This is a genomic window from Nonomuraea sp. NPDC049421, assembly GCF_040677005.1.
In the GTDB taxonomy this organism is placed as follows: Bacteria; Actinomycetota; Actinomycetes; order Streptosporangiales; family Streptosporangiaceae; genus Nonomuraea; species Nonomuraea salmonea.
Genome location: NZ_JBFAQA010000007.1, coordinates 314,168 through 329,591 on the forward strand (window position 1 = coordinate 314,168; position 15,424 = coordinate 329,591).

Below are 15,424 nucleotides of genomic sequence, written 5' to 3' on the forward strand. Positions count from 1 at the left end.
AACCCTCCCCACCTCATTGTTGGGAACAAAGTGACAGATGGGGCGTTTGAGGTGCGGCATCCCGGTTACGGGGGAAGAGATGACCTTGTGGGAGTACATCGAAGACCGATGGGATCTCATCGTCTTCGAGACGCTGCAGCACGCCAGCATGGTCGCCCAGTGTGTCCTGGTGGCGGCCGTGCTCGGCGTGCTCATCGGCGTGGCCACCTACCGCCGCGTCAGACCGTCGGCCTTCGCGATAGCGGCGGCGGGGGTGCTGTTCACGGTGCCGTCGCTGGCCATGCTGGGCCTGCTGATCCCGCCGCTCGGCCTGGGCGTGGCCCCCGCCGTGACGGCGATCGTCCTGTACGCGCTGCTGCCCATCGTCCGTAACACCGTCGTCGGCCTGCAGGGCGTGGACCCCCTGCTGGTCGACGCCGCCCGCGGCATCGGGATGAGCCGCCGCAGGTCGCTGGCCAGGGTGGAACTGCCGCTGGCCTGGCCGGTGATCCTCACCGGCATCCGGGTGGCCACGCAGCTCGCGATGGGCATCGGCGCGGTCGCCGCGTTCGTGTCGGGCCCGGGGCTCGGCGAGCAGATCTTCTCCGGCCTGGCCAGGCTCGGCGGCGCGAACGCGGTCAACGCCACGCTGACGGGCACGATCGGCGTGGCGATCCTGGCGCTGATCTTCGACGGCGTCTTCGTGCTCATCGGCCGGCTGACCACGCCGAGCCGGCGGCCCGCGACCGGAGGTGCCCGTGGCTGACCTGCAGCGGCCCGCGACGACCGGCGGCGTGCCGATCGAGCTGCGCAAGGTGACCAAGTCGTTCCCCGGCGGCGGCGAGCCCGCCGTACAGGAGCTGGACCTCGACATCCAGGCGGGCGAGATCGTGGTCCTGCTCGGCCCGTCGGGCTGCGGCAAGACGACCACGATGCGCATGATCAACCGGCTGATCGAGCCCACCTCTGGCGACATCATCATCAACGGCCAGAACTCCCGCGAGATCGACCCCGACCGGCTGCGCCGCCACATCGGGTACGTGATCCAGCAGGCCGGGCTGTTCCCCCATATGACGGTGGCGGCGAACATCGCCCAGGTGCCGAAGATGCTCGGCTGGGACCGCGCGCGCATCGCCGAGCGGGTGGACGAGCTGCTCACGCTGGTGGGGCTGGAGCCCGAGACGTTCCGCGACAGCTATCCGCGCCGCCTGTCGGGCGGCCAGCAGCAGCGCGTGGGCGTGGCCAGGGCGCTGGCCGCCGACCCGCCGGTGCTGCTGATGGACGAGCCGTTCGGCGCGCTCGACCCCATCACCCGCGAACGCCTCCAGGACGAGCTGCTCCGCCTCCAGGACGACCTGGCCAAGACCATCGTCTTCGTCACGCACGACGTGGACGAGGCGCTCAAGATCGGCGACCACATCGCGATCATGCAGCGGCCCGGCCACATCGTGCAGTACGCCCGCCCTGCCGAGATCCTCACGAACCCGGCCACTGACTACGTCGAGCAGTTCCTGGGCGCCGGCTCGTCGATGCGCCTGCTGCGGCTGACGAAGGTGGGCGACATCGACCTGGACCAGGTGCCGTACTTCTCGGAGGACCGTGACTGCGCGGAGCTGCTGCGCGAGATCGAGCGCGACGGCCGCGGCTACGCGCTGATCACTGACGGGATGCGCCGCCCGCTGCGCTGGGTGAGCCAGGCCGACCTCGAAGGCCGGACCGGCCCGGTCGGTACGGCGGGCGACCCGGTCACCGGCACCATCCACCACCGCATGACCTTGCAGGACGCCCTGGAGGCGCTGCTCAACGCCGACACCGACGTGGTGCCGGTGGAGGGCAGGCGGCGCTCGTACGCGGGGGCGCTGTCGCTGAGCACGGTGCAGAACGCGATCCAGACGATCAAGGCGCGCGAACGCGAGCGCCGCCACCGCAGGAGCGGTGCCCGATGACGGTCGAAAGCGCCGCCGACAGGGAGGCGACCACCCCTGAGCCGCGCATCGGGCGGTCCTGGCGCGCGATCCTGCCCCCGCTGTGCTACCTCGCCGTAGCCGCCGCGATGATCGTCTACACGCAGGTCGCTCCGCTGGACAGCATCGAGCGCGGCTCGCTCAACCTGACGTTCCTGATGCGCCGCACGTGGGAGCACATCCAGCTGGTGTTCTTCTCGACCGTGCTGGTGCTGCTGGTGGCGCTGCCGCTGGGCGTGCTGCTGACCAGGCGCGGGCTGCGTAAGGCCACGCCGGTGGTGCTGTCGCTGGTGAACCTGGGCCAGGCCACCCCGGCGGTGGGCCTGGTGGTGCTGCTCGCGGTGGTGTTCCAGATCGGGTTCTGGACGGCGGTGGCGGCGCTGTTCGCCTACAGCCTGCTGCCGACGCTGCGCAACACGATGGTGGGCCTGGAGCAGGTGGACCCGCGCCTGGTGGACGCGGGGCGCGGCATCGGCATGTCGGCGTCAGGGGTGCTGTTCAAGGTCGAGCTGCCGATGGCGGTGCCGGTGATCCTGTCGGGCATCCGTACGACGCTGGTGCTGAACGTGGGCACGGCGGGCATCGCGGCGTTCATCGGCTCGGGCGGTCTGGGCGACCTGATCACCGCGGGGGTGAGCACGCAGCGCAGCCTGATCCTGGTCACCGGCTGCGTGCTGATCGCGGTGCTGGCGCTGCTCATCGACTGGGCGGCGGGCCTGGCGCAGCGGCTGCTGTCGCCGAAGGGGCTCTCATGAGGGCGTTCCTGGCGGCCGTGGCGGTCCTGGTCTGCGTCGTGGCCTGCGGGCTGCGGCCGGCGTCGTCGTTCGTGCCGCCGGTGGAGCCGGGCGGCATCCGCCCGGTGCCGGGGCTCGAAGGGCAGCGCGTACGGGTGACGTCCAAGGAGTTCACCGAGCAGCTCGTGCTCGGCAAGATCGCCGTGCTCGCCCTCACCGCGGCGGGCGCGGACGTGGAGGACAGGACCAACGTCCAGGGCAGCGTGAACGCCCGCGCCTCGCTCATCCGCGGCGGCACCGACCTGATGTGGGAGTACACCGGCACCGGCTGGATCACCTACCTGGGACAGCAGAAGCCCGTCCAGGGGGCGGAGGCGCAGTACGAGGCCGTACGCGACCTCGACCTGCGCAAGAACGGCATCGTGTGGCTGCCGCCCGCCCCGCTGAACAACAGCTACGCCATCGGCGTCACCCGGGCGTCGGCCGAGAAGTGGGGCTTGTCGAAGATCTCCGACATCCCCAAGGTGCCGGTGGCGCAGCGCACGTTCTGCGTGGACCACGAGACGTTCGGCCGCGACGACGGCTTCCTCGGCATGCTCAAGGGCTACGGCCTGACGTACGGCGAGGAGGTGCCGAGGGCGAACGTGCGCAGGGTGTCGGTCGGCGTGCTCTACAACTCGGTGGCCAGCGGCCAGTGCACGCTCGGCATGATGACCACCACCGACGGCCGGGTCAAGGCGCTCGACCTGGTGCTGCTGGAGGACGACCGGCACTTCTTCCCGCAGTACAACGCGGCGGTGACGATGCGCAGGCAGCTCGCCGACGCACACCCGGAGATCGCGAAGATCTTCGCGCCGATCAGCGCGAAGCTGACCGACGACGTCATGCGGGACCTGAACGCGCAGGTGGACGTGGACGGCGGCATGCCGGCGCTGGTGGCCCGCGACTGGCTCAGGTCGGAGGGATTCGTCCGATGACGGGCGTTAACCCCACCTGACCACGGGCAGCCCGCAAGGCATGTCGCACACACCACCACCGCAGAACCAGCCGTACCCGGGCAGCACCGGCGAGATGGCTCCTGAGCCGCGCGACGAGATGCGCGACTACGTCGGCCGCGACCTGCTCGCCGGCAAGAAGGCCCTGATCACGGGCGGCGACTCGGGCATCGGAAGGGCGGTCGCCGTGGCGTTCGCCAAGGAGGGAGCGGACGTCGCGATCGCGTACCTGAGCGAGCACGAGGACGCCGCGCACACCCGCAAGCTGGTCGAGGAGGCCGGGCGGCGCTGCGTGACGCTGCCCGGCGACCTGGCCGACCGCGCGCACTGCGCGTCGGTCGTCGAGCAGGCCGTCTCCGAGCTGGGCGGCCTGGACGTGCTGGTCAACAACGTGGCCTACCAGGAGCCGGTGAGCGGCCTGGAGGAGCTGGACGACGAGCAGTGGGAGCACACGTTCGCCGTCAACATCCACAGCTACTTCCGCGTCATGAAGGCCGCGCTCCCGCACCTGCGCGAGGGCGCGGCCATCATCAACACCTCGTCGATCAACGGCCTGCGCGGCAACAAGTCGCTCATCGACTACGCCGCCACGAAGGGCGCGATCAACGCCTTCACCTACTCCATGGCCCAGAACCTGGTCGAGCGGGGCATCCGGGTCAACGCGGTGGCGCCTGGCCCGGTGTGGACGCCGCTCATCCCGGCCACGATGCCGGAGGAGAAGGTGGAGAAGTTCGGCCAGCAGGTGCCGATGGGGCGACCCGCCCATCCGGACGAGATCGCCCCCTCGTACGTGTTCTTCGCCTCCGACCGGCTGTCCTCGTACTACACGGGCGAGGTGCTGGCCCCGATCGGCGGCGAGACGCTACCGGGCTAGACGCGGCCCGAGTCCTTGATGGCTCCTCCGCGCGGCGGCGTGATCTTCGTCCAGAGCTGCGGCTCTGGACATCGGACAATGCGTCACTCCACGTAGATCGTGCCGCCGAGGCGCCGGAACTCGGCGGCCTTCTCCTCGAAACCGGCCCGCCTGATGTCGTGGCTGATCCGCATCGAGCAGAACTTGGGGCCGCACATCGAGCAGAAGTGCGCGGTCTTGGCGGGCGCGGCGGGCAGCGTCTCGTCGTGGAAGGCGCGGGCCGTGTCGGGGTCGAGCGAGAGGTCGAACTGGTCCTCCCAGCGGAACTCGAAACGCGCGTCGGACAGCGCGTCGTCCCACTCCTGCGCCTTCGGGTGCCCCTTGGCGAGGTCGGCGGCGTGCGCGGCGATCTTGTACGTGATCACGCCCGTCTTCACGTCGTCCTTGTCCGGCAGGCCGAGGTGCTCCTTGGGGGTGACGTAGCAGAGCATGGCGGTGCCGAACCAGCCGATCATGGCGGCCCCGATGCCCGAGGTGATGTGGTCGTAGCCGGGCGCGACGTCGGTGACGAGCGGGCCGAGGGTGTAGAAGGGGGCGTCGTCGCACAGCTCGCGCTGGAGGTCGACGTTCTCCTTGATCTTGTGCATGGGCACGTGTCCCGGGCCCTCGATCATGACCTGCACGTCGTGCTCGCGCGCGATCACGGTCAGCTCGCCCAGCGTGCGCAGCTCGGCGAACTGCGCCTCGTCGTTGGCGTCGGCGATCGAGCCGGGCCGCAGGCCGTCGCCGAGCGAGAACGACACGTCGTAGCGGGCCAGGATCTCGCACATCTCGGCGAAGTTCTCGTACAGGAAGCTCTCGCGGTGGTGCGCCAGGCACCAGGCGGCCATGATCGAGCCGCCGCGCGAGACGATGCCGGTCTTGCGGCGCACGGTGAGCGGCACGTGCGCGAGCCGCACGCCCGCGTGCACGGTCACGTAGTCCACGCCCTGCTCGCACTGCTCGATCAGGGTGTCGCGGAAGACCTCCCACGACAGCTCCTCAGGCCGGCCCTTGACCTTCTCCAGCGCCTGGTAGATCGGCACGGTGCCGACCGGGACCGGGGAGTTGCGCAGGATCCACTCGCGGGTCTCGTGAATGTCGTCGCCGGTGGACAGGTCCATGATCGTGTCGGCGCCCCAGCGGGTGGCCCAGGTCATCTTCTCCACCTCCTCCTCGATGGAGGAGGTGACCGCGGAGTTGCCGATGTTGGCGTTGATCTTCACGAGGAAGTCACGGCCGATGATCATCGGCTCGGTCTCGGGGTGGTTGACGTTCGCGGGGATGATGGCCCGGCCGGCCGCGACCTCGTCCCGTACGAACTCCGGCGTGACGCCCTCGCGGACCGCGACGAACTCCATCTCCTTGGTCACCAGCCCGCGCCGCGCGCAGCCGACCTGGGTGACCGGGTGCCCGGCGGCCCGCCGCTCCTCGATCCACCCGGCCCGGCGGCGCGGCAGGCCCCGCCGCAGGTCGGGCTCGTAGGAGGGGTCGGTGTACGGGCCCGAGGTGTCGTACAGCGTCACCGCCGTGCCGTTCGACAGGTTCACCCGCCGCATCGGCACCCGCAGCTCGCCGCTGTAGATCTTGGAAAAGCGCGCGTCGGTCATCGCGCAAACTCCCTTCGCCGGCATTACCCGGAGCAGGTTCTGGCGGTCGGCGGCTGGCAGCCGTCCTCTCAGCCCGGTCTCCACCGGGCTCCCGCGTTGGACGGCGGTGATCGTACCCACGCGGGGCGCGATCCCAAACCAGGGCGAGAAGGTTTGGCGGGGCTTCTCAGCGGTACGGACCCCATCAGGGGAAACATGATGAGAATCGCCGCTGTCGCAGGACTACTCGTCGTGATGGCCGCATCCGGCGCCACCGCCGCCGCCGGGGACGGCATGCAACAGCACGAGGTCAGCCAGGAGCAGTTCGACACCCTGCTGGCCCAGTGCCGCTACTCCGATACCGGTAAGGCCAAGTGCCGCGCGAACGTCAGAGAGCTCTATCGCGTCGGCCGTACCGATCCGTCACTCGACTGCCGTACCTACTCCGGCGTGACCGTCTGCGGCACGCTCAAGCTCAGCAAGGCGGAGCGCGCGTGCGTCCGCGACTCCGAGGCCGAGGGACTGTCGTTCCGCCGCGCCGAGGTGGAGTGCTACACCGCGTCCTGAGGAGCCGAGTTGATCATCGTAGGTGTGGACGGCTCCCGTGCCGGCCTGGAGGCGGCCGGCTGGGCCGCCACCGAGGCCGTGCTGCGCCAGGTGCCGCTGACCGTCGCGCACGTCGTGCCCAAGTGGGTGTGCGAGGAGGACCAGCCCGTCCGTTACGCCGAGGTGGCGCGGTGGATGCGCGAGGGCGCGCAGACCGTGCTCACCTCCGCCAAGGACCGTGCGCTGCGCGAGCGGCCCCAGGCGCGCGTGGAGACCGTCCTGCTCCCCGGCGATCCCCGCGCGGCCCTGGTCAAGGCCGCCGCCGAGGCCGAGCTGCTGGTCGTCGGCAGCAGCGGCATCGGCGGCGTGCGCGGGCTGCTGGTCGGCTCGGTCGCGTACGGGGTCGTCGCGCACGCCGAGACGAACGTCGTCCTCGTCCGCGACCGCCCCGCCACGCCCGGCGAGGTTGTCGCGGGCACCGACCTGTCCGCATGCGCCGAGCGGGCCCTGGAGTTCGCCTTCGCCGAGGCTGAGCTGCGCGGGGCGCGGCTGCGGGTGGTCCAGGCGTGGGCCTGGCCCCAGCCGGGCGGCTTCGGGCCGGCCGACCCCGAGAGCGAGCAGGGCCACCTGCGGGCGCTGCACGAGGCGCTGTCGCCGTACCGCGCCCGGCATCCCCGCGTCGAGGCGGTCGCCGAGATCGTGCACGGGCATCCCGTGGACGTGCTGAAGGAGGCGGCGGCCGGGGCCGAGCTGTTGGTGGTGGGCTCGCGCGGGCGCGGGCAACTCGCCGGCATGCTCATCGGATCAATCAGCCAGGCCATGCTGCACCACGCGCCCTGCCCGCTGGCGGTGGTGCGCTCCCCCGCCTGAAAGTTACATGCGTCCCCGCAGGTCACGTCCGCGGTCCTGATCGCCTCCTTCCCCGTTCCGCCCGCTGCTCCTTACGATCTGCGCAGGCTGACGACGGGAGATCGGACGATGCGCGCAATCGGCGCCGTGCTGGCCGGAATGGTGACCGTGATCGCGGCCGTGCTGTTCGCGACGACGCCGGCCGAGGCGGCGGCCGTACGGATCATGCCGCTCGGCGACTCGATCACCGGCTCCCCCGGCTGCTGGCGGGCCATGCTGTGGAACCGGCTGCAGAGCACCGGCCACACGAACATCGACTTCGTCGGCACGCTGCCGCCGCAGGGCTGCGGGGTGGCGCACGACGGCGACAACGAGGGCCACGGCGGCTACCTCGCCACCAACATCGCGAACCAGAACATGCTGCCCGGCTGGCTCTCGGCCACCCGGCCCGACGTCGTGCTCATGCACCTGGGCACCAACGACGTGTGGAGCAACATCGCGCCCGCGACGATCCTCGGCGCGTTCACCACGCTGGTGAACCAGATGCGGGCGAGCAACCCGAACATGCGGATCCTGGTCGCCGAGATCATCCCGATGAACCCGGCCACCTGCCCCGACTGCGGCCGGCGCACCGTGGCCCTCAACGACGCCATCCCCGCCTGGGCCGCCGCGACCTCCACCGACCAGTCGCCGATCACCGTGGTCGACCAGTGGACAGGCTTCAACACCGCCACCGACACCTACGACGGGGTGCATCCGAACGCGGCCGGCGACCAGAAGATGTCCGACAAGTGGTACCCGGCCCTGGTCGAGGCGCTCGCGGGCACCCCGACCCCCACCGTCACGCCCACCGTGCCGGCCGGTGACTGCACGGCCGCGTACAAGACGACCGGGCAGTGGCAGGGCGGCTTCCAGGGCGAGGTCACCGTCACCAACACCGGCACCGCGCCGATGAGCGGCTGGACGGTGAGCTGGACGTACGCCGACGGTCAGCGCGTCACCCAGCTCTGGGGCGGCACGCTGAGCGCGAACGGCTCCTCGGTGACCGTGCGGAACGCGGCGTGGAACGGCTCGCTGGCGCCGGGGGCGTCCACCACGTTCGGCTTCCTCGGCTCGTCCACCGGGGCCGGCACCGCCCCGGCGCCCACCTGCGCGATCTAGGACTGGGCCTTGATCACCGGCGCGCCCTCGCTGGCCTGCACCAGCACGAACCCCTGACCCCTGAACGCGAGCTGCATCGCCTCACCGCTCCCCCGGCCGATCAGCGCGCCCACCTTCATCGTCCGGTTGACCCCGACCTGCAGGGAGGTGCTCCAGCACACGGCCGACTGCCCGTCCGCGAACGTCGGCATGCGCGCCGCGTCGAGCAGCACCGGCGTGCCGTGGGTGGTCACCGCCACCCACCCCGTGCCGGTGATCGTCGTGTTGAACAGCCCGCCGGCCGCCATGCCCGCCCCCTGGACCCGCTTGATGTCCCAGGTCAGCTGCGGCTGGAAGGCCAGCAGGTTGCGGCCGTTGACCGTGATGCCCTCGTTCTCCAGGTAGAACAGATGGATGTCGTCGGCGTTGTCGGCGAGGTAGAGCAGGCCCTGGCCGCGTACGCGCATCAGCGCGGCGCCCTCGCCCGTGACGGCCTTCTTGAACAGCTTCCCGAGCCCGCCGCCCTCGTAGTCGAAGTCCATCTCCCCCTGGAAGGCGACCATCGACCCCTGCTTGGCCAGCACGTCGTCGGGGAGCTGGACGCGCAGCATCTTGCCGTTCTCCAGGGCGAACCCCGGAGGCAGCTGCTGGGAGCCGAGATTGCCGAACACCGAACTGCGCACGTCCTCATGACCTTTCGCCTGCGGGCACCGTATGGAAGGACCAACGCCCGCCGCCGTCCGCCGGTTCCCCCGCGACGCCGGGCAGGGTGAGCGCCGAGTGGGCCGGCCGCTCCATCGGGACGGGGTCGGCGGTGAGGTCGCGCAGCATCGCGTCGCGCCGGTCCATCGCCTCCTGCGTCGCGGGGAAGAGCACGCTGCCGCCGCCGTCCACGTGCGCCTGGTTGAGGGTGACGAACTCGCGGATGTCCCGCTCGTACGCGGCGAACGCCTCCTCGTGCCCCGGGTGCACGGCCAGCGAACGGGCCAGCATGTACGCCCCGACCAGCGCGAGGCTGGTGCCCTGCCCCGTCAGGAACGACGGCGCGTACGCCGCGTCGCCCACCAGCGCCACCCGCCCGCTCGACCAGGCCGGCATGCGAATCTGGCTGACCGTGTCGAAGAACAGGTCGTCCGCCGCCCGCATGGCCGCCACCAGGTCGGGCACCCGCCAGCCCGCGTCGGCGAAGGTCGCGGCCACCAGGTCACGCTGCGCCTCGGGGTCGCGGAAGGCGCCGAACGGCGGGTCCTTCCGCGCGAAGTTCAGGAACCCGTGCACCTCGCCGCCGTCGCCCGCCGCGTAGAGGACGGCGGCCCGGCCCGGCGTGCTCCACAGCACCCCCTCGTGGGCCAGCCCGAGGATGTTCGGCATGGTGAACCCGGCGAAGCAGTGGCCGAGGTAGTGCTGGAAGCGCTCCTCAGGGCCGAACACCATCTCTCTGGTACGCGAGTGCAGCCCGTCGGCGCCGATCACCACCTCGTACGTCCGCCGCCCGCCGCTCGCGAACGTGACGTCCATGCCCTGCCCGGTCTCGGTCATGGCCGCGATGGAGTCGCCGAACACGAACTCCACGTCGTCGCCGACGGCCGCGTGCAGCGCCTCGGCGAGGTCGCCGCGGCGTACCTCCAGGTCCTGGCCCGCCACGCTGCCGTCGATGAGCCGCGGATCGATCACCGCCACCTCGTCGCCCGCGACGTCGAGGAACGTGAACTTGTGCGTGTCCACGTGCGCCGCGCGCAGCCGCGGCAGGATCCTCATGTGGCGCACCACCTCCAAGGCGGTGCCGCGCACGTCGATCGGGTAGCCGCCGCCGCGCAGCCCGCCGGCCTTCTCGACGAGGGTGACGGCGAAGCCGTAGCGGCCGAGCCAGTACGCGAGCGCCGGGCCCGCGATGCCGCCGCCGGAGATCAGTACTTCACGCTTCGATGTCACTGGACTTCCTTCCTCTGTGAACGAACAGGGACGTGGCCGTGATGACGCCGGCGAGGACGAACCCGAGCACGAAGCCCGACTCCCCCGGCACGCCGGACACCGGGTCGGTGCCGGCGGTGAGCAGCCCGGCACTCGCCTGCATGCCGACCGCCGATCCGACGACCCTGGCCACCAGGACGAGGCCGGTGGCGATGCCGGTATCGGCCTGGGCGACGGCGCCGGTCGTACCGGTGAGCAGGGCCGTTACGCAGAGGCCCGCGGCCAGCGCGATCACCGCCTTGCCGACGACGAGCTGCCAGAGCTCGGCGTGCGCGGCGGCGAGGACGAGCAGCGTGGCCGCCATGACGGCGATCCCGGCGACGGCCACGGGACGCGAGCCGTACCGCCGCACCGCGAACCCGGCGATCGGGCCGCTCGCCGCCGAGGTGATGAGGCTGGGCAGCAGGAGCAGGCCGGTCGCGGTGGCGCTGACGCCGAAGCCGTAACCGTCGCCCGCGACCCCGAAGAGCTGCGGGACGAGGTATGTCGCGGACGCCGACCCCACGCAGACGACCAGCGTCATCACGCAGGAGGTCCACATGCCGGGCGCGGTCAGCATCGCGAGGTCCACCATCGGCGCCGCCACCCTGCGCTCGACCAGCACGAACGCCGTCCCGAACGCGATCGTGACGATGACCACCGCGACGATGACGACCGGCCGCGCCCCGATCTGAGGCAGAATCGCCAGACCGGCCATCAGGGAGATCATGGTGCCGCTCAGCAGGGCGAGGCCGGGCCAGTCGACGCCCGCGCCCGGCCGTCCCGCCGGGTCACGCGGCATCATCCTGGCCACGGTCACCGTGGCCGCGATGATCACCAGCGTCGGCAGCCCGAACATCGCATGCCGGGACAACCCCTCCGCCAGCGGCCCTGCGATGAGCGTCCCGACCATGCCGCCGCCGATGAACAGCCCCGTGACCAGCCCGATCGCCACCTGCGCGTCCCCCGGCGGCAGGTATTTGCGGACGAGGATGAACGACAGCGGCAGCACGCCCATCATCGCGCCCTGTAACACCTGCCCCACCAGCAGCACCGGCAGGTTGGGCGCCAGCGCGGAGACCAGCCCGCCCGCGGCGACCACCGCCATCAGCCGCATCAGCACCAGCTTCGCGCCGTAGCGGTCGCCCAGCTTGCCGGCGACCGGGGTGATGAGCGCGCCGGCGATCAGCGTGGTGATGGGCAGCAGGGCCGCGACGGCGGGGCTGACGTCCAGCTCGCGCTGGAGGAGCGGGAGTGCCGGCGCCATCACCGACTCCAGCACGCTGGTCGCGACGGCCAGCGTGCCGAGCGCGGCGATCGCGGGTCTTCCGATGCGGATGGGCGGTGCCGAGGTCTGCGTCATGAACGTCCTTCCCCCCGTGGATGTACGTCACTACACTACAACGTGCAGTGTAGTCGCTGCTACAACGACCAGTGTAGTTCGGCTACGATCGGGGCCATGCAGACCACGAAGACCCTGCGTGAGGGCTCCCCGCACAAGCGGGCCGCCATCCTCGCGGCGGCCAGGGAGCTGTTCCTCACCGACGGCTTCGACCGTTCCAGCATCGGGGCCATCGCCGCCAAGGCCGGGGTGTCCACGCGCACGGTCTACGACTACTTCGGCGACAAGCAGACCCTGCTGCGGGCCGTCGTCGAGGCCATCGGCCAGTCACTCGTGACCGCCGTCCAGCACACCCTCGACGCCACCCTCACCGGCCTCACCCGGCCGGACGAGCTGGAGGACGCATTGGTGGCGTTCGCGATGCGGATAGCGACCGACATGCTCGACTCCGCCGAGTACGCCACCCTGCAACGCCTCGTCGTGACCGAGTCCGGCCACTTGCCCGACCGAGCCGACCAGCCCATCTCCTACGCCCCCGACGAGGCGCTGGGCGAACGCCTCGCGGCTCTGGGCCGCGCCGGCCTCCTGTCCGTCCCCGACGCCCGGCTCGCCGCCGACCACTTCATCGCGCTGACCTTTGGGGTCGCGCTGAGCCGGCTGGGCTCGGCGAACGCGGCGGAGGACACCCGCGTCCGCCCCCTGATCGAGGAAGGCGTCCGCACCTTCCTCCGCGCCTACCGCCCCACCTGACCCGCCCAGCTACGCCTACCGCACCACCCGACCCGCCCAGCTACGCCTACCGCACCACCCGACCCGCCCATGCACCGCTCGCCCGGGACGCCCGCGCCCAGCTTCGCCTCGTAGCAGCCCGCCCCTCACCGGGGGCAGGCGGGCTCACCTGCGGGAATGCAGCACCGCCAACTCGGGGGCCGGGTCGAAGCCGTGCTCGATCAGCCAGTGCACCGCCTGGAGGCTGCGCACCGACCACCATCCCCGGATCGCGTCGAGATCGACGCCGGCGCCGTAACCGGCGAGGACGTCGGCGAGCCGGTCCTCGTGGTTGAGCGTCAAGATGGCGAGGTCGAACATGGCATCGCCCCGCCCCGCCTCGGACCAGTCGATCACACCCGTGACCTCGTCGTCCTCGACGAACACGTGGGAGATCTGCAGGTCGCCGTGCATGAACACGGGCGTCCACGGCCGCAACGCCGCCTCGGCGACGCGCCGGTTGCGCGCGACCACGTCCGCACCGACCACCCCGTTCGCGACCAGCCACTCGCACTCGACGTCGAGTTCGCGCACGACCTTGTCGAGACTGGTCCCGCCCCACGGCGGCAGCGGCGCCTCGTGCAGCCTCCGTACGGCGGCCCCCGCCGCGGCCCACGCCGCCGGCGACGCCGTGGACGGCTCACTGAGCCGTCCAAGCGCTCTCCCGGGCAGCGCGGCGAGCGCCAGCACAGGCGGCCGCCGCCACAGGATCTCCGGAGTGGGAACGGGCGCCCAAGCCATCGCCGCGACCTCGACCTCGGCCCGCTCCTGATCGGCATCGACCTTCAGGAACACGTCCCCGACACGCAAGGTCGCCCGCTCCCGATGAGCGACGACGACCTCGATCCCGTCCACGCGGGCCATTATCACCACGAGATCGACGTGACGTCGCCAGGTTTTCCGTAGGCTGAGCCGATGTCCTGGACCCTCGAAACCCCGGACGGCGCCGCGCTGAGAGTCAACGCGTGGAACTGGCGCCCGACCCTGGAGCTGTTGGAAAGATCCGGCATTCTCGACGAAGAAACCGCCGGCCTCCTGGGCTACAACATCGCCGTGGACCTGACCGCCGCACAGGCCCACCGGATCGCCACATTCCTGGACACGTACCTGGCAAGCCTCCCCGATGAAGCCCAGGTCATGCTGGACGGCTCCACCACCACAGAACCCGACACGAACGAGTTCCACCGCGACGACCTCAGCCTGAACTACTCCGCCTCGAACGACTGGCTAAGGCGCTTCCGCGACTTCTGCCACACCGCGAAAACCGGCTTCACCGCCTCCTGACCCGAAGCGCGTCCGTCTCGGCGAAGAGATCGTCCATGGTGTCGAAGGAACGAGCGCGGCCCTCCCGGAGGCGCCCGCCCACACGTGGTGGAACGAGTCGGCAGCGGCGTGGGGACTATGTGGACGCCAGGAGCGGGTACAGGGATCGATAGATCCTGGCTGGGATGCGAGGCGCGCCATCCGAGCCGTTATGCCGTAGCGACTGAGGCGACTGCAGCCGGAGGAGCGCACCCCTCGGGAAAGGGCCACATGACGAGAAACGCCGCGACGTGGATCGGCGGTTCGGTGGCGGGGTTAGCGGTCCTGCTACTGCTCCTGATGACGCCGTTCGCGCTAGCCGGGCTCGCGACCGTGAACGGAGTCGATTGGGCTTCTCTTGCCGACGTCGGTGAGGCCTACGGCTCCGCCGTCGCACTGCTCACCGCTGTGTCTCTTCTGGTGCTCGCCATTTCAGCGGCCTTCCAGGTGAGGGCTGCTCGGATCTCCTCGGAGACCACCACGCGGGTCCTGCATTATGACATCATGCGGCTGGTGATGGAGGATCCGTCCCTCGCCCAGGTCGAAGGCCTGACCTGGGATGGCACTGCGGAGTCGTCCGAGGAGATCCGGCGGTGGGTTTACGCGAACATCCAGCTCGCGCACTTCCGGTCGTTGTACGTGCTCAAGGAGCTTCCGGAAGCGGAGCTGCGGTTGCAGATGGCCGGCCGGTTCAGGTCGCGGACCGGCCGACACCATTGGAAGACCAATCGAACCTGGTACCGAGCCAGCGCTCGGCACCGCAGGGATCAGCGGTTCTGTGACGTCGTCGAGGAGGAGTACCAGAAAGCCCTCCAGGCGGGCGAAGCGACGGCGGAGCGCTCGCACGTCGCCCGCCGCCTGTCCCGAGAGCTCGTGGCAGGCGGGATAGCAGCGCTCGCCATCATCGGAGCCAAGGCCTTGCTCGACACGAAACTCGGCCGCCGGAGCTGACCGCGGGCACGCCTCGGATGATCCAGAGCTGAAGGATGACGGTCGCGCCGCGCAGAGGTCATCACTGGCCGGTCAGCCGATGAAGTGCTCGATGCCGATCCCTGCGGCCGCGAGGGCGGCGGAGGCGGAGGTGAGGGCGAGCACGACGAGGGCGCACCCGCTGGAGGATGATTTCGAGTTCATTTTGGCAGCGGTTTCGCGGTAGAGCTTTACCGCGGGGTCATTTTCGTCGTCGTAATCTCCGTCGTGATAGGCGACCATCTTCGCGGCGCACAAAGCGCAAAGACTGCCCTCCGACACGTCACAACCACACCCGTTGCACTTCGCCATACCCTCAGCCTCCATGGGCCACTCGTCGGGTAGTACCGATTCAGGCGAACCTTACATGGCTGACCGACGCATTTGTCGTTCATTGTCAATCTG

General features: G+C 70.5%; 17 protein-coding genes and 1 riboswitch. Of the genes, 11 read left to right on the forward strand and 6 right to left on the reverse strand.

The window, feature by feature from the left end; translation table 11 throughout:
* Positions 1–79 precede the first annotated feature (79 nt).
* Genes AB0K18_RS15365 through AB0K18_RS15385 form a run of 5 tightly spaced genes read left to right on the forward strand, consistent with a single transcriptional unit; the run spans position 80 to position 4,546 of the window.
* Positions 80–745 carry an ABC transporter permease gene (locus AB0K18_RS15365; protein ID WP_364914628.1) on the forward strand — a complete coding sequence of 222 codons (666 nt, stop codon included), beginning with the start codon at positions 80–82 and terminating at the stop codon, positions 743–745.
* Positions 738–1,925 carry a betaine/proline/choline family ABC transporter ATP-binding protein gene (locus AB0K18_RS15370; RefSeq protein WP_364914629.1) on the forward strand — a complete coding sequence of 396 codons (1,188 nt, stop codon included), beginning with the start codon at positions 738–740 and terminating at the stop codon, positions 1,923–1,925. The genes AB0K18_RS15365 and AB0K18_RS15370 overlap by 8 nt, the downstream gene beginning before the upstream one ends.
* Complete coding sequence (locus tag AB0K18_RS15375; protein ID WP_364914630.1) at positions 1,922–2,698, forward strand: ABC transporter permease; 777 nt, start codon at positions 1,922–1,924, stop codon at positions 2,696–2,698. Before AB0K18_RS15370 ends, AB0K18_RS15375 begins: the two co-directional genes overlap by 4 nt.
* Entirely contained in the window at positions 2,695–3,654 is a 960-nt protein-coding gene (locus tag AB0K18_RS15380) for a glycine betaine ABC transporter substrate-binding protein (RefSeq protein ID WP_364914631.1), read from the forward strand. Before AB0K18_RS15375 ends, AB0K18_RS15380 begins: the two co-directional genes overlap by 4 nt.
* Before the next feature lie 40 nt (positions 3,655–3,694).
* Positions 3,695–4,546, forward strand: a complete 852-nt coding sequence (locus AB0K18_RS15385) for an SDR family oxidoreductase (RefSeq protein WP_364914632.1) — start codon at positions 3,695–3,697, stop codon at positions 4,544–4,546.
* 83 nt (positions 4,547–4,629) lie between these two features.
* On the opposite strand, the gene thiC is transcribed toward AB0K18_RS15385, so the two are convergent.
* Entirely contained in the window at positions 4,630–6,174 is a 1,545-nt protein-coding gene (gene thiC, locus AB0K18_RS15390) for a phosphomethylpyrimidine synthase ThiC (protein ID WP_364914633.1), read from the reverse strand.
* A riboswitch (TPP riboswitch) is annotated at positions 6,167–6,279 on the reverse strand. It overlaps the preceding gene by 8 nt.
* Before the next feature lie 90 nt (positions 6,280–6,369).
* Here thiC and AB0K18_RS15395 point away from each other — a divergent pair.
* The 3 genes from AB0K18_RS15395 (at position 6,370) to AB0K18_RS15405 (ending at position 8,709) form a co-directional block, all read left to right on the forward strand.
* Positions 6,370–6,720 carry a hypothetical protein gene (locus AB0K18_RS15395; protein ID WP_364914634.1) on the forward strand — a complete coding sequence of 117 codons (351 nt, stop codon included), beginning with the start codon at positions 6,370–6,372 and terminating at the stop codon, positions 6,718–6,720.
* 9 nt (positions 6,721–6,729) lie between these two features.
* A complete protein-coding gene (locus tag AB0K18_RS15400; protein WP_364914635.1) occupies positions 6,730–7,569 on the forward strand; it encodes a universal stress protein in 840 nt (279 codons plus the stop codon).
* A 108-nt stretch (positions 7,570–7,677) separates the two neighbouring features.
* Complete coding sequence (locus AB0K18_RS15405) at positions 7,678–8,709, forward strand: cellulose binding domain-containing protein (RefSeq protein ID WP_364914636.1); 1,032 nt, start codon at positions 7,678–7,680, stop codon at positions 8,707–8,709.
* Here the strand turns inward: AB0K18_RS15405 and AB0K18_RS15410 are convergent.
* Genes AB0K18_RS15410 through AB0K18_RS15420 form a run of 3 tightly spaced genes read right to left on the reverse strand, consistent with a single transcriptional unit; the run spans position 8,706 to position 12,001 of the window.
* Positions 8,706–9,371 carry an AIM24 family protein gene (locus AB0K18_RS15410; RefSeq protein WP_364914637.1) on the reverse strand — a complete coding sequence of 222 codons (666 nt, stop codon included), beginning with the start codon at positions 9,369–9,371 and terminating at the stop codon, positions 8,706–8,708. The two genes, AB0K18_RS15405 and AB0K18_RS15410, sit on opposite strands and share 4 nt — an antisense overlap.
* A 4-nt stretch (positions 9,372–9,375) precedes the next feature.
* The gene (locus AB0K18_RS15415; protein ID WP_364914638.1) at positions 9,376–10,620 is read right to left on the reverse strand and encodes an FAD-dependent monooxygenase; all 1,245 of its coding nucleotides are present in this window, start codon (positions 10,618–10,620) and stop codon (positions 9,376–9,378) included.
* Entirely contained in the window at positions 10,604–12,001 is a 1,398-nt protein-coding gene (locus AB0K18_RS15420) for an MFS transporter (RefSeq protein ID WP_364914639.1), read from the reverse strand. The genes AB0K18_RS15415 and AB0K18_RS15420 overlap by 17 nt, the downstream gene beginning before the upstream one ends.
* 96 nt (positions 12,002–12,097) lie before the next feature.
* Here AB0K18_RS15420 and AB0K18_RS15425 point away from each other — a divergent pair, with 96 nt between their 5' ends.
* The gene (locus AB0K18_RS15425; RefSeq protein ID WP_364914640.1) at positions 12,098–12,730 is read left to right on the forward strand and encodes a TetR/AcrR family transcriptional regulator; all 633 of its coding nucleotides are present in this window, start codon (positions 12,098–12,100) and stop codon (positions 12,728–12,730) included.
* Positions 12,731–12,874: 144 nt separating this feature from the next.
* On the opposite strand, the gene AB0K18_RS15430 is transcribed toward AB0K18_RS15425, so the two are convergent.
* Positions 12,875–13,603 carry a phosphotransferase gene (locus tag AB0K18_RS15430; RefSeq protein ID WP_364914641.1) on the reverse strand — a complete coding sequence of 243 codons (729 nt, stop codon included), beginning with the start codon at positions 13,601–13,603 and terminating at the stop codon, positions 12,875–12,877.
* 60 nt (positions 13,604–13,663) lie between these two features.
* Between AB0K18_RS15430 and AB0K18_RS15435 the strand changes: the two genes are divergently transcribed.
* Positions 13,664–14,032 carry a hypothetical protein gene (locus tag AB0K18_RS15435; protein WP_364914642.1) on the forward strand — a complete coding sequence of 123 codons (369 nt, stop codon included), beginning with the start codon at positions 13,664–13,666 and terminating at the stop codon, positions 14,030–14,032.
* Between the two features lie 249 nt (positions 14,033–14,281).
* Positions 14,282–15,001 carry a DUF6082 family protein gene (locus AB0K18_RS15440; RefSeq protein WP_364914643.1) on the forward strand — a complete coding sequence of 240 codons (720 nt, stop codon included), beginning with the start codon at positions 14,282–14,284 and terminating at the stop codon, positions 14,999–15,001.
* Between the two features lie 72 nt (positions 15,002–15,073).
* On the opposite strand, the gene AB0K18_RS15445 is transcribed toward AB0K18_RS15440, so the two are convergent.
* Positions 15,074–15,301 carry a hypothetical protein gene (locus AB0K18_RS15445; RefSeq protein ID WP_364914644.1) on the reverse strand — a complete coding sequence of 76 codons (228 nt, stop codon included), beginning with the start codon at positions 15,299–15,301 and terminating at the stop codon, positions 15,074–15,076.
* Positions 15,302–15,424: the final 123 nt, after the last annotated feature.

Excerpts from the sequence above, each read along its gene's own strand:
- AB0K18_RS15365 (WP_364914628.1), top strand. The coding sequence starts at position 80 with ATGACCTTGTGGGAGTACATCGAAGACCGATGGGATCTCATCGTCTTC.
- AB0K18_RS15440 (WP_364914643.1), top strand. The coding sequence starts at position 14,282 with ATGACGAGAAACGCCGCGACGTGGATCGGCGGTTCGGTGGCGGGGTTA.
- AB0K18_RS15395 (WP_364914634.1), top strand. The coding sequence starts at position 6,370 with ATGATGAGAATCGCCGCTGTCGCAGGACTACTCGTCGTGATGGCCGCA.
- thiC (WP_364914633.1), bottom strand. The coding sequence starts at position 6,174 with ATGACCGACGCGCGCTTTTCCAAGATCTACAGCGGCGAGCTGCGGGTG.
- AB0K18_RS15380 (WP_364914631.1), top strand. The coding sequence starts at position 2,695 with ATGAGGGCGTTCCTGGCGGCCGTGGCGGTCCTGGTCTGCGTCGTGGCC.
- AB0K18_RS15375 (WP_364914630.1), top strand. The coding sequence starts at position 1,922 with ATGACGGTCGAAAGCGCCGCCGACAGGGAGGCGACCACCCCTGAGCCG.
- AB0K18_RS15405 (WP_364914636.1), top strand. The coding sequence starts at position 7,678 with ATGCGCGCAATCGGCGCCGTGCTGGCCGGAATGGTGACCGTGATCGCG.
- AB0K18_RS15385 (WP_364914632.1), top strand. The coding sequence starts at position 3,695 with ATGTCGCACACACCACCACCGCAGAACCAGCCGTACCCGGGCAGCACC.
- AB0K18_RS15425 (WP_364914640.1), top strand. The coding sequence starts at position 12,098 with ATGCAGACCACGAAGACCCTGCGTGAGGGCTCCCCGCACAAGCGGGCC.
- AB0K18_RS15435 (WP_364914642.1), top strand. The coding sequence starts at position 13,664 with ATGTCCTGGACCCTCGAAACCCCGGACGGCGCCGCGCTGAGAGTCAAC.
- AB0K18_RS15420 (WP_364914639.1), bottom strand. The coding sequence starts at position 12,001 with ATGACGCAGACCTCGGCACCGCCCATCCGCATCGGAAGACCCGCGATC.